General features: G+C 44.3%; 11 protein-coding genes. 6 read left to right on the top strand and 5 right to left on the bottom strand.

Annotated features, from left to right (window positions below; genetic code table 11):
- Nucleotides 1–484 precede the first annotated feature (484 nt).
- The 3 genes from GGR02_RS09945 to GGR02_RS09935 are packed head-to-tail and all read left to right on the top strand — an operon-like array spanning nucleotide 485 to nucleotide 3,585.
- Nucleotides 485–1,783, top strand: a complete 1,299-nt coding sequence (locus GGR02_RS09945) for an ammonium transporter (RefSeq protein WP_183184577.1) — start codon at nucleotides 485–487, stop codon at nucleotides 1,781–1,783.
- Nucleotides 1,784–1,799: 16 nt separating this feature from the next.
- The gene (locus tag GGR02_RS09940; RefSeq protein ID WP_183184576.1) at nucleotides 1,800–2,846 is read left to right on the top strand and encodes a DUF294 nucleotidyltransferase-like domain-containing protein; all 1,047 of its coding nucleotides are present in this window, start codon (nucleotides 1,800–1,802) and stop codon (nucleotides 2,844–2,846) included.
- On the top strand, nucleotides 2,839–3,585 hold the full coding sequence (locus tag GGR02_RS09935; protein ID WP_183184575.1) for an exonuclease domain-containing protein: 747 nt from the start codon (nucleotides 2,839–2,841) through the stop codon (nucleotides 3,583–3,585). The genes GGR02_RS09940 and GGR02_RS09935 overlap by 8 nt, the downstream gene beginning before the upstream one ends.
- Before the next feature lie 37 nt (nucleotides 3,586–3,622).
- Here the strand turns inward: GGR02_RS09935 and GGR02_RS09930 are convergent, their stop codons facing one another.
- Nucleotides 3,623–4,090: a PCYCGC motif-containing (lipo)protein gene (locus GGR02_RS09930; RefSeq protein WP_229706178.1), complete on the bottom strand. Its 468-nt coding sequence runs from the start codon at nucleotides 4,088–4,090 to the stop codon at nucleotides 3,623–3,625.
- A 197-nt stretch (nucleotides 4,091–4,287) separates the two neighbouring features.
- On the opposite strand from GGR02_RS09930, the gene GGR02_RS09925 reads away from it, so the two are divergent.
- On the top strand, nucleotides 4,288–6,276 hold the full coding sequence (locus GGR02_RS09925; RefSeq protein ID WP_183184574.1) for a putative bifunctional diguanylate cyclase/phosphodiesterase: 1,989 nt from the start codon (nucleotides 4,288–4,290) through the stop codon (nucleotides 6,274–6,276).
- 28 nt (nucleotides 6,277–6,304) lie between these two features.
- Nucleotides 6,305–6,928 carry a histidine phosphatase family protein gene (locus GGR02_RS09920; protein ID WP_183184573.1) on the top strand — a complete coding sequence of 208 codons (624 nt, stop codon included), beginning with the start codon at nucleotides 6,305–6,307 and terminating at the stop codon, nucleotides 6,926–6,928.
- A 35-nt stretch (nucleotides 6,929–6,963) separates the two neighbouring features.
- On the opposite strand, the gene GGR02_RS09915 is transcribed toward GGR02_RS09920, so the two are convergent.
- From GGR02_RS09915 to GGR02_RS09905, 3 genes are read right to left on the bottom strand one after another with little or no spacing between them, the layout of a single operon-like run.
- Nucleotides 6,964–8,355, bottom strand: a complete 1,392-nt coding sequence (locus tag GGR02_RS09915; protein ID WP_183184572.1) for a ferrous iron transporter B — start codon at nucleotides 8,353–8,355, stop codon at nucleotides 6,964–6,966.
- Nucleotides 8,327–9,058, bottom strand: a complete 732-nt coding sequence (locus GGR02_RS09910) for a FeoB small GTPase domain-containing protein (protein ID WP_183184571.1) — start codon at nucleotides 9,056–9,058, stop codon at nucleotides 8,327–8,329. Before GGR02_RS09910 ends, GGR02_RS09915 begins: the two co-directional genes overlap by 29 nt.
- Nucleotides 9,051–9,302 carry a FeoA family protein gene (locus GGR02_RS09905; RefSeq protein WP_183184570.1) on the bottom strand — a complete coding sequence of 84 codons (252 nt, stop codon included), beginning with the start codon at nucleotides 9,300–9,302 and terminating at the stop codon, nucleotides 9,051–9,053. Before GGR02_RS09905 ends, GGR02_RS09910 begins: the two co-directional genes overlap by 8 nt.
- 213 nt (nucleotides 9,303–9,515) lie before the next feature.
- Between GGR02_RS09905 and GGR02_RS09900 the strand changes: the two genes are divergently transcribed.
- A complete protein-coding gene (locus tag GGR02_RS09900; RefSeq protein WP_183184569.1) occupies nucleotides 9,516–11,498 on the top strand; it encodes an acetoacetate--CoA ligase in 1,983 nt (660 codons plus the stop codon).
- A gap of 216 nt (nucleotides 11,499–11,714) precedes the next feature.
- Here GGR02_RS09900 and GGR02_RS09895 read toward each other — a convergent pair whose 3' ends face one another.
- Nucleotides 11,715–12,281, bottom strand: coding sequence for a dihydrofolate reductase family protein (locus tag GGR02_RS09895; protein WP_183184568.1), 567 nt, complete (start codon nucleotides 12,279–12,281; stop codon nucleotides 11,715–11,717).
- Nucleotides 12,282–12,587: the final 306 nt, after the last annotated feature.

The raw sequence follows: 12,587 nt of genomic DNA, 5'->3' as shown, positions 1-12,587 counted from the left end.
CCTTTTTGATGAAATTTCACTGAAGTATGTGAAAGAGACCACCTCTGAAACCCTTGGTTTTACTGGGTTTTAGTGGTGATCTCTTTTGCCATGTTGCCCCAGACAGGAACATTACCGCTCTTTTGGGTCGGCACCTTGTTTGCTTTAGGTATTGTCGGAGCAACCGTTGCGTTACGTTTTTATTCTGCTGGGCGGTTCGGTCCTCCTAGTTTTTTGTCCCCATATCCTCGCGGTTGAGGTTGCGAGGATGTTTTTTTATGGTCTAGTTGTTTTTCCTCTTTTTTCATGTTCTCACCCTCTCGTTTTGTTTCTTTTGTAGTATATGAATGTTTTTGTTTTTTATCCAAAATCGTTTGTAAGGTTTTTTAACAAACTTTTTTCGCGTGTAATCGCTTACAGATGAAAAAGAAGGTTGAAACACTTGTTGTTATGTAATATATTATAACACAAAGATGTTAAAACAAGTGACGAAAGGGAGATGGAGATGAGTCCAAAAGAAATTTCTTTAGCGCTTGATTCGTTATGGGTCATCCTTAGCGCCATTTTAGTCATCGGCATGCAAGCAGGGTTTGCACTGCTTGAAGCGGGGTCGACACGGATGAAAAACTCTGGCCATGTGGCAGGGAAACAAATTTTAAGCTTTGCGATTGCTTCCTTAGCGTTTTGGGCAGCTGGATTTGCGATTACGTTCGGTGCAGGAAACAGCTTCATCGGCACGGAAGGATGGTTTTTAAAAGAAGGGAAGGGAACGTTCGATTCCCTCTCGTGGGCAAACGTGCCGTTGTCGATTAAATTTTTGTTCCAGCTTGGGTTTGCAGGGGTTTCTTTGGCAATTGCATGGGGCGGTTTTGCAGAGCGTGCGAAATTATCGGTTTATTTTATCTTCGGGACGATTTTCACGATTGCCATTTATCCAGTCATCGGCCATTGGGTGTGGGGCGGCGGCTGGCTTGGGGCGATGGGCATGCAAGATTTTGCCGGTTCGACCGTCGTGCATTTACAAGGAGCGATTGCGGCGCTAGTCGCCACTGTGTTACTCGGACCGCGCATCGGGAAATTTAATAAAGATAAAACGCCAAACGTCATCCCAGGACATAACCAAGTATATACCGTGATTGGTGGGTTTATTTTGTGGGTCGGTTGGTTTGGGTTTAACGCAGGAAGTACGATGGCAGTAGGAGATGGATTTTTCGGCTATGTCGCGTTGACGACGAACTTAGCGGCAGCGGCAGGGGCGATTGCCGCGATGGTGACAGCAAAAATTATCGTCGGCAAAGCGGACATTCCAGCGATGGTAAACGGGGTGCTCGCTGCGCTAGTCGCCATTACCGCGGCGTGCGCGTTTGTCGAGCCGTGGGCCGCTGTCGTCATCGGTGCCGTTGCTGGTTCCTTTACGTTTTGGACATCGGTTTATTTTGAACGAAAAGGAATCGACGACCCGATTTATGCTTTTTCCGTTCACGGAATTGCCGGAATCATCGGCACGATTTCGACAGGGTTTTTCGCTTCCCCTCGTTTAGTGGAAGTAACAGGTATTGGCAAAGCGGGGCTTGTTTATGGCGGTGGATTCCACCAACTAATCGTACAGACCGTCGGGGTACTAGGAGCAATGGCGTATGTCGCTTTTGTATCGTTTCTTATTTTGTTTGTGTTAAAGAAAACGATCGGTCTTCGTGTCACAGCGGAGCAAGAAATTTCAGGACTAGACATTAGCGAGCACGGTTCCTACGGCTATCCAGAACAGCTAGATCCTGCTTTTTCGTCCAAAACAGCAGCTCAGTAAGCAAGAGGAAAAAGCGATGGAACCATTCGATGGATTGCTCAAGCAAATTGCTGAGGCAGAGACGGTCAATGAATTAAATAAAATTCATCGTGACGCAGCTTACTTGCTGCGCAATGTCATTGAAAGAGACGTTATCGCGTCTCTTTCACGCGCGTTAAGCGATGTGCACGATGCGCTTGTTCGAAAAGCGATTATGTTGGCGGAGGAGGAAACGAAACGGGCAGCGGTCGGTACACCTCCGGAAAAATGGTGTTGGTATGTGATGGGAAGCTTAGGAAGAGGGGAGCCGACAATATGGACCGATCAAGATAACGGCATTTTATTCGATTGTTCGCGAGAGCAAGAAGCGGAAGGCTATGCGTTTATTCAATATTTAGCGAAAATCGGAACGTCTTTTTTAGCAGAGATTGGATATCCGTATTGCCTCGGAAACGTGATGGCGACGAATCGGCGGTGGAGTCAATCGGTGCGGGATTGGGAAGAGCAAATGTCCATGTATATTCACCATCATTTTCCTGACGACATTCGTTTTTTATTTATCGCGATGGATATGCGGCCGATTTACGGAGCGCATGAATTAGTGTATACCGGCAAAAAGAAGTTGCTCGAACAACTAAGCAGCCATTCACTATTGTTAAAGCGAATGGGGGAACATGTCATGTTTCCGTATGTGCCGCTTGGATGGTTCGGAAATTTTCAGTTGGAACGGTGGGGGCGGTATAGCGGCTGCCTCCATTTAAAACAGAGCGGCTATGTGCAACTAGTGAACGCAGTTAAGTTTTTGTCGTGCGTCGGCAATATTTCGGCGATGACGACATGGGAAAGGATACAATGGATGGAAAGGCAGTCGTTGTTGCCGGTTGCGTTAGTGAAGCAAGCGCAGGAAGCGTTTATGACGTTCATTTACTTCCGCTTGAAATATTCGCTAGAAGCAACAGGAGATTATGTTCCATTCTCTATTTTGAGTACATCCGAACGAGCTCGTTTAAAGCAAGCGATGAAAGTTGCGAAAAAACTGCAACGTGTTGTCATGCGGCAAGTGAGGGGATGGCACGATGAATGAACAACATCGATTTTGGCAGCGAGCGTTGCGTATGTTATCGCTTGGGGTGCCGAGCGAAAAAATATTTGCCGTACCAGAAAACGAACGACATTCCTTTCAACAAGAAGTATGGGTACGAATGTTGTTAAAAGAACAACAAAAAAAACAACTAGATATGCATATGCGGCTAGAGCACGTTCCGTTTGTTATTATTGACACAGAAACGACAGGGTTTTCGCCGCAACATGGGGATGAAATTTTTGCGATCGCCGCAGCGAAAACAAATAACGGCGACGTTACCGACTTTTACTCTCGGCTCATTCGTCCGGAAAAAACGATTCCGGAACATATTTCTGAACTGACAGGCATTCGCACAGAAGACGTTCAATCCGCTCCGCGCTTAAAAGACGAAATGGATCGTTTTTTGTCGTTTATTCGCGAGGGGATGCTCATTGGTTACCATATCGGTCATGATTTATCGTTTATCAATCATTTTCTTTGGACGAATTACCGCACGAAATGGACGGGTCGTTTTCTTGAGATGCGGCAAGTGATGGAAATGCTCCACCGTCCGCTTTTGTTTCCGACGTTAGACGAAGCGCTTTCGTATTACAACGTCCGATGCGAACAGCGGCATACAGCAGATGGGGATGTACAGGCGATGGTTCGATTATGGAAGTGTATGTTAAACGATATAAAACAAAAACAACTAGACACATTGTACGATTTATACACAGCATTAAGTGTCATGCCAAGATAAAGAGGCTATCCCTTTTGTGAAGAGATAGCCTTTTTGTTTATAGCGGCTTCGTCGGGGTTGGTTCGGCGTAGCCTTCTTTATATTTTTCATCAATCATTTTCCGAATGTCTTTTATCGATTTCCCTTGTTCATATTCCGTAATCGATTCGGCAGCAATGTCTAAACAAACTCCGCATGTTGTCGCGTGAGAATCCCAGACGATAGAACCGTCTTTTTTATTTTCATAAACGAAGCAATCGTAGTTGTTTTTATGGCCAGCGGACGTTCCGCAGCCGCAATAGCACGGAATGTTTTCAAGCAACTGTCGATGGTTCGCTGCTTGTTGATAAAGCACTGCCATATTTTCATCATACGGCTTTAAAAAAGACGGAAGATGCGCGGTCGATTTCGTCGTTTCTCGTACGTCTCCGCTCATTGTTGCATGAGTTTGTTCTTTCGTTTCGTTCGCCGAGCAGGCGCCAAGCAATACACTAAGCGACAGCATTATTACGATTGGACGTTTCAATGGTTCTCATCCTTTCTATCAACCTGTACTTTTGAATCTACCATAGAAAAAAAGAACCGGCAAGTTTTTGAGTATAGGGGATTTTTATTCCGGTTTTCGAAAAAAATTTGTCCATTTTGTTGATTTTTGTCGTTAGATTAGTAAAAATGAAGATACAAGAGGAACAGTAAAAATATACTCGAGAGGTAACTAGTGAGATGGGCGACAACTTTGTGACTTATTTTCAACGATTTCCAGAAGCTGTTGCGCTCGTGGAGGCCAATGGGCGCATTATATATAGCAATCTAGCGTTTCAAGCATTAGTTGGTGCAGATGTACATGACGTGCGGTTGCTTGGATTTTCCGAAGATTTCGAACGTGTAAAACAAGGGGAGACGGTCGATTTACGAGAGCGGATGATAAAGGGCAGCGGGGAGCGAGAAATACTTGTCCATGTTTCATTGCTCCCATTAAAAGAGGAAAACGGTTGCATTGTCGTATTGCGCGACCGAACAGAAGTAACGCGATTAGAAGTAGCGCTAGAGGAGAGCGAAAAACGATTTCGCCTCATTGCCGAACATTCGTCCGATTATATTTTAATTTTGTCGAACGAGCAAAAGGTAACATACATATCTCCTTCGTTCGTCCATACGTTTGGGGTCGTTCAAGAAGAAAGCGAAACGTCCGATTTGTTTCGCTACGTCCATCGTGACGATGTCGACGAGTTGCAGCAGAAACTACATACACTATATATGACTGGCGAAAAACAGACGGCGGAATTTCGTCGGCTTGACCTACACGGACAATGGATATGGATGGAAGCGAACGGGAAAGCGATTTTCAACGAGCATGGGGAGCTTGACTATGTCGTTGTCGCGGCGAAAAATATTAGCGAGCGGAAGAAATATGAAGAAAAACTGCACCAGCTCGCCTATTTTGATTCGTTAACGGGCATTGCGAACCGTAGCTATTTTGAACGGTACATTCGTCAATTAATTCATGAACAAACGCCGTTTGCGTTATGCTATTTAGATTTTGATAAATTTAAATGGATTAACGACCATTTTTCTCATCAAGCAGGCGATTATTTTTTACAAGAAGCAGTGAAACGAGTACAAACCGTATTGCAGGAAAATCACTTTTTCGCGCGAATTGGTGGCGATGAGTTTGTGCTATTATTGCCGCATACTGCGAAAGAAGCGGTCTCTTTATTGGCAGAGCGGTTAATTCAAGCGTTTCATCAGCCATTTCGATATGAAAAACAAATGATTCAGTCCACGCTTTCCGTTGGAATTGCGTTTTTTCCGAGCGATGCGGACAATCAAGAGCAACTGATGAAATATGCCGATCAAGCGCTTTACTATGTCAAAGACCGCGGCAAAAACGGCTACCATTTTTACCAGCCCGTACATAACCGGGCGGAAGTGATTAAACGTGACCTTCCGTTTGCCATTATTCGCGAGCAATTTTATTTATGTTACCAACCGAAAATCGAATTAGGAAACGGTTCGGCGATGGGGGTAGAAACGTTGCTTCGCTGGCGGCATCCGACGCTCGGGGAAATTCCGCCGCTGGAGTTTATTCCGTTGGCAGAAAAAAGCGGTTTTATTTTTGAAATTACGTTATGGGTGCTAGAGCAGGCATGCCGGCAAGTAAAAGAGTGGCAAACCCAGTTTCCAAAGTTAAAATTAGCGGTCAATTTATCGCCGTTCTTATTGAATCGAACCGAACTTGTCGGTCATGTCATTTACATATTGAATGAAACTGGTTTTGCACCAGAACATTTAATTTTAGAAGTAACCGAAAGCGGCTTAATGGAAAATATCGAAACAGGAAAACACATTTTAACAGAGTTAAAGACGGTCGGTGTACAAGTGGCGATTGATGATTTCGGCACAGGGTTCTCTTCGCTTGCGTATATTCGTAACTTGCCAGTGACATTGTTAAAAATTGACCGTAGCTTTATTCAAGGAATCGCCGAAAACTCAAAAGACGCTACCATTGTCGATACGATTATCCATTTAGCGAAAAGCCTTGATATTCAAGTATTGGCCGAAGGGGTCGAAACGAACCAACAACTATCGCTCCTTCAGCAAATGCATTGTGACTTTGCGCAAGGATTTTATTTCAGCAAATCGCTAGAAGCAGAGAAGCTAAAACATTGGCTGGAACAATATAACCAATCGAATGTTCCCTCTAACACGTAATTGTTAGGGGATAGGGGCGGGGGATAACGTGCTTACATTATATTTGACAAGACATGGAGAAACGGAATGGAATGTCGAAAAACGAATGCAAGGATGGCTTGATTCGCCGCTAACGGAAAAAGGGAAGGAAGATGCGCGCCGGCTTGGCAAACGATTAGAAGCAGTCGATTTAACCGCCATTTATACAAGCACGAGCGGGCGGGCATTAGAAACGGCAAAAATCGTCCGCGGGGAGCGGCCCGTTCCAATTTATGAAGAAGAGCGGCTACGGGAAATTTTTCTCGGAGATTGGGAAGGAAAAACACACGAGCAAATCGAGCAGCTTGACGCTGTTTCGTTTGAACATTTTTGGAACGCGCCGCATTTGTATGCACCAAAGCGTGGCGAGGGGTTTATTGACGTACAAATGCGCGCATTTTCCGCGGTAGCGGATATTGTGGACCGCCACCGTTCGGGCCATATTTTAATCGTCACCCATGGGGTTGTACTAAAGACGCTCGTAGCACGATTAAAACAAACGCCAATAACGGAGCTTTGGGCGCCGCCATTTATGCACGGAACGAGCTTGACAACCGTTTTTGTGCAAGACGGGCATTGGAAGTTGCTTAACGAGGCGGATGTGTCGCATATTGAAGAAATCAAACATGTATAAAAACATCCCGCTCTTTACCGAGAGCGGGATGTTTTTTACAAAAGCCCAAACCATTGGACGAGATGGGCAGTTGTAAATGTGACGACAATCGCAATCGCTGTTGGAATGGCGAACGATAGGAACGTCCATTTTTTGCTTTTTGTTTCTTTATAAATATTGACAAGTGTCGTGCCGCACGGATAATGAAGCAAGGAAAAGAGCATCATATTTAACGCGGTTAGCCACGTCCACCCGTGGTCGAGAAAAATTTGTTTGAGCGAGTGCAGACCGTCTACTTCGATTAACGCCCCAGTCGATAAATAGCCCATCAATAAAATCGGTACGACAATTTCGTTTGCTGGGAGCCCTAAAATAAACGCTAACAAAATATAGCCGTCAAGCCCTAATTGGCGTGCAAACGGGTCGAGCAGCTGAGCGGAATACGCCAGCACGGTTGTATCGCCTACATGAATGTTTGCCAATACCCACGTTAACACACCGGCAGGCGCAGCGACAGTGACCGCACGTTTCAATACATAAACCGACTTATCTAACGTCGACCGAACGATTGTATCCCATATTTTCGGTCGGCGATATGGTGGCAGTTCAAGCGTATAATGGGTCGGTACACCGCGCAACGCCGTTTTCGATAATATCCATGAAACAGTAAGGGTCACGATAATGCCGAATACGACCATTGCAACGACGACGCTTGCGGTAGCGAACGTTTTCCATCCGCCGGTATAGCCTGCCGCCATAAAGAGGGAAGCAAGTAAAATTAACGTTGGCCATCTGCCGTTGCATGGAACGAAATTGTTCGTTAAAATGGCGAGCATTCGTTCCCGTGGGGATTCGATAATTCTTGTCGACATGATAGCGGCAGCGTTGCAACCAAACCCCATCGCCATCGTTAGCGATTGCTTTCCGTGCGCGCCAGACTTTTTAAAGAGCCGATCCATATTAAAGGCGACGCGCGGAAGGTATCCGTAATTTTCAAGCAACGCAAAAATCGGGAAGAAAATCGCCATTGGCGGCAACATGACGCTCACGACCCATGTCGTTCCGCGATATAGCCCTAAAACGAGAATGCCGTGTAACCAGCTTGGTGCGTGCAACTGTTGGAATAGCAGCGTAATATACCCTTCAAGCCAACCGAAAAATTCCGCGAGCAACGAAGAAGGGACATTGGCGCCGGCAATCGTAATATAAATGACGACAGCAAGCATCGCGAGCATAATCGGGAATCCCCATATTTTTGATGTAAAAATCCGGTCGAGCTTTTCTGTTTCATATCGCTTTTCTTGTTTTGTATAGGTCACTGTTTCTTGGCAAATTTGACGCGATGTTTGGAAAATAGACGCAACGATTTGTTCCCGTGTATCGCCATCTGTTAAACGTTTGGCGTGTTCCATCAGTTCATCAAACGGATTTGGCACAGTGGCACGCATACGTTGCTCCCTCCTTTAGGAAATGATGCGGATGGTGTTGCAATGCGTGAAGCAACGATGTATCCCCGTCTAGTAAACGAAGCGCCACCCAGCGCGCTGGATATTCTTCTCCAACCACTTCTTTTACAAGCGGAAGAAGTTTCGCAATTTTTTCTTCAATGGCGCGGCTGTAGGCAACAACGAGCGGTGTTGTGTTTATTTCCCCATGCACCATGCGCGCGACTGTTTCAAGCAACTCTTCAATCCCTTCTTTATTGCGCGCGGCAAGCGGTACGACAGGTACGCCTAGTTTTTTAGAAAGGTTCGCAATATCAATGACAATTCCTTTCTTTTTCGCTTCGTCCATTAAGTTTAGGCAAATGATGACACGGTCGGTCATTTCTAGTACTTGTAGCGCTAAATTTAAATTTCGTTCGAGTGCGGTTGCGTCTAATACGACGAGCGTGACATCCGGTTTGCTAAAAATAATAAAATCCCGAGCTACTTCTTCGTCCGCCGAATTGGAGTAGAGCGAATACGTTCCGGGAAGGTCGATGATTCGATATTCCTCGTTTTTATAAGTGAAAAAGCCTTCTGCGTGAATGACCGTTTTCCCTGGCCAGTTTCCTGTATGTTGCCGTAAGCCGGTTAGTACGTTAAATAGCGTACTTTTCCCTGTATTTGGATTTCCTGCAAGCGCAATCGTATATTCCCGCTTATTCATTACCGATCCTCTCCCCATAAATATGATCACTTTCTTCCTTCCTTAAAGCAATGGTCGTATGACTGACGCGATAGGCGGTCGGGTCGCCTAACGGGCTTTTTTGTAAAACGGTGATTTCACTGCCAGGCACAAATCCTAAATCAAGCAATCTTCGTTTCATCGTTCCTTCTATTTTAAGCGTTGTAATGCGAAAACGTTCTCCAGGATTGGCATCAGATAAACGTGCAAGTTTTGCTTCAGTCATAACAGTTTCCCTCCTATCAATAATTTGTACAGAGGTTATAATTTTTCCTTAAACCAACTTTTAATCTTATCTTATTCAGCGAATGTCATTTTGTCAACGATTTTGAACATTTTTTGACGAAAAGTTCGTATTCCTTGTCCGAAAAAAAGATGATATGATAAAAATAGTCCGAATTTTTCGTAGTTTTTATCCAAAGGGGAAAGGTGAGGAGAAATGAAAGCGGTTACGGATGGGGATATTTTATGGACACCAACGAAAGAACAAATCGAGCAGTCAAGCATAAAGCGGTATATGGATTGGTTGCAAACGAAAAAAGGGATTGTGTTTGATTCGCATGCGGCGCTATGGAAATGGTCGGTCGAGAAACTTGAACAATTTTGGGAAACGGTGTGGGAATATTGTGATATTCAGTCGTCTGCGCCGTATACGTGTGTGTTAGAAGAGCGGAAAATGCCGCGGGCAAACTGGTTTCCAGGGGCGCGGTTAAATTATGCGGAACATATTTTTCGCAACATACAGGAAAAACCAGCGCTTTTATTTCGTTCCGAACGCGTTTCGCTACGTGAAGTGACATGGAAAGAGTTAAAACAACAGACGGCAGCGGTCGCTTCGGCACTGAAAAAACTCGGCGTGAAACAAGGCGATCGCGTCGTTGCTTATATGCCGAATATTCCGGAAACGGTCGTTGCGTTTTTGGCGTGCGCAAGCATTGGCGCGATTTGGTCAAGCTGCTCGCCGGATTTTGGTGCCAATAGCGTGATCGATCGCTTCCAACAAATTGAGCCGACGATTTTGTTTGCGGTGGACGGTTGTCAATATAATGGAAAAACGTTTGATAAAGTGCCTGTTGTGAAAGAACTGCAAGAAAAACTTCCTTCGCTAAAAAAGACGATTGTCGTTCCGTATTTACATGACGATGTACGCGCATGGGACGATTCTGTTTTATTATGGACGGACATATTGCAAGAAGAAGGCGAGCTTGTGTATGAACAAGTGCCGTTTGCTCATCCGCTTTGGATTTTATATTCTTCAGGGACGACCGGATTGCCAAAGCCAATCGTGCAAGGGCATGGCGGGATTTTATTAGAACATTTAAAAATTTTATCGATAGAATGCAATATTGCGCGCGACAGCACATTTTTCTGGTTTACAACGACTGGTTGGATGATGTGGAACTTTTTAATTGGTGGGCTGTTAGTTGGGGCAACAGTTGTGTTATATGACGGGAGCCCAACGTTTCCAGATGCGAACGTTTTATGGGAGCTTGCCGAAAAGGCAAAAATTACGCATTTTGGCACAAGCGCAGCGTTTATTAACGTCTGCATGAAGCAAGGCATTCAACCGAAAGAGACTTACGATTTCTCGCTGTTGCAAGTGGTTCTTTCGACAGGGTCGCCGCTGACGACCGAAGGGTTTCTTTGGGTGTATGAACATGTGAAAGATGTTTGGCTCGTTTCATGCAGTGGCGGAACAGATGTATGCACTGCGTTTGTCGGTGGGTCGCCGGTGTTACCGGTTCGCGCAGGCATGCTACAATGCCGTTCGCTTGGGGCAAACGTACAGGCGTTTGATGAACATGGACATTCGCTAATCAATGAAGTTGGGGAATTAGTCATCACGGAGCCGATGCCGTCGATGCCGCTCTTTTTCTGGAACGACGAAAACGACCGCCGCTATCTCGAAAGCTATTTTGATACGTATCCAGGCGTGTGGAAACATGGGGATTGGATTAAAATTGATGCCGAAGGAAGCTGCGTCATTTACGGCCGCTCCGATTCGACGATTAACCGCGCGGGCGTGCGCATGGGCACGAGCGAAATTTATCGTGCTGTGGAAACAGTCGATGGCATTCTCGACAGTTTGGTTATTGACTTAGAAGTGATGGGAAGGAAATCGTTTATGCCGCTGTTTGTCGTTCTTCAGCCAGGGGTAGAGCTAGATGACGCATTAAAACAACAAGTGAAAGAAGCCATTAAAGCGCACGTATCGCCGCGCTTTATTCCGGATGCGATTTACCAAGTCGACCAAATCCCAAAAACGTTAAACGGAAAGAAAATGGAAATCCCGATTCGCAAAATTTTATTAGGTTTCCCGCTCGAAAAAGCGGTGAACGTTGGCTCAATGGCCAATCCAGATTCGCTTGCGTTCTTTGTCGAGCTGGCGAAAAAGTTGGGGAGCCCGATGTTGAACGGATAAGGGGGATCATTCGCTATGAAGCAAACGAGGCTGTTGCTTTGCGGCAGCGGCCTCGTTTTTTATTTCATTTCTGTTAAAATTTCATGTTGATAATGTCAAAATGCTGAAGGAAACCTATTATTTTAGGTTTTCCATTGTTCTTGCACTAACCCGCCAATCGTTGAATAAATGACCATTACTATTTATGGCAATTTATCATTAGAATGAATCATATTATTAATTACCATTCCAATGATAAATTAGTTGCACAACGCCAGAGGAGAACGTTCTTGTATTAACTAGTTTTAAATTCAATCTCTGCTTTATATCAATAAATAACGGTTTTCCTTCTCCCAAAATAACAGGGTGGACAGATAATCTAAATTCATCAATAAGCCCTAAATTGATAAAAGTAGTAATAAGATTTGCTCCGCCGTATAGCCAGATGTCTTTACCAGGTTCATTCTTTAGTTTTAATACTTCTTCCAAAATATTATCATTTATGAATATCGCTTTGTCATCAGCCTCTTTTTGTGTTCTGGAAAACACATATTTTTTTTTGCTATGAATTAATTCCCAAATTTCTTTTTCAGCATCATCAGTAGTTTCTGGGGTAAATTGTCCCCATAAATCGTAGCTTTTTCTTCCATATAAAATAGTATCAATTTGGTTTAAGAAATTAATAAACCCCATCTCAGAGTCCATGATGCACCAATCAACTTCTCCATTTTTTCCTTCAATAAAACCATCTAAAGTAACTGCTAAATCTAAAATGATTCTTCTCTGTCTTACGTTATTTGACATAACTCATCCTCCTTTTTATCATTCGGGCATTACTTCTTCTTCCTTAATATTCCATACTCCATTATTGACAGCATTTATTGCTGAAAAAGTGACTGAAGTTTACTAAAAAGTCTCTCTCGTTTCATTAGTTAGACGCCCATCAACAGAAAATAAAGGTTTGACATGTTTAATCTATTGATATACTTGCTCCTTCTTTGTATGTGATAATTAGTGTAAATTATCATTTTATCCCCGAATAAAACGCCTTCTTTTTTGCAAATTCCTTCGGAATGTCCCCCTCCCCTTTTCTGAAACAGTATGCTAAAT

It is taken from the genome of Anoxybacteroides voinovskiense (assembly GCF_014196205.1).
GTDB classification, from domain to species: Bacteria; Bacillota; Bacilli; order Bacillales; family Anoxybacillaceae; genus Anoxybacteroides; species Anoxybacteroides voinovskiense.
The sequence above is the reverse complement of the archived record's forward strand: the minus strand, read 5'-3'. Positions and strand labels throughout refer to the sequence as shown.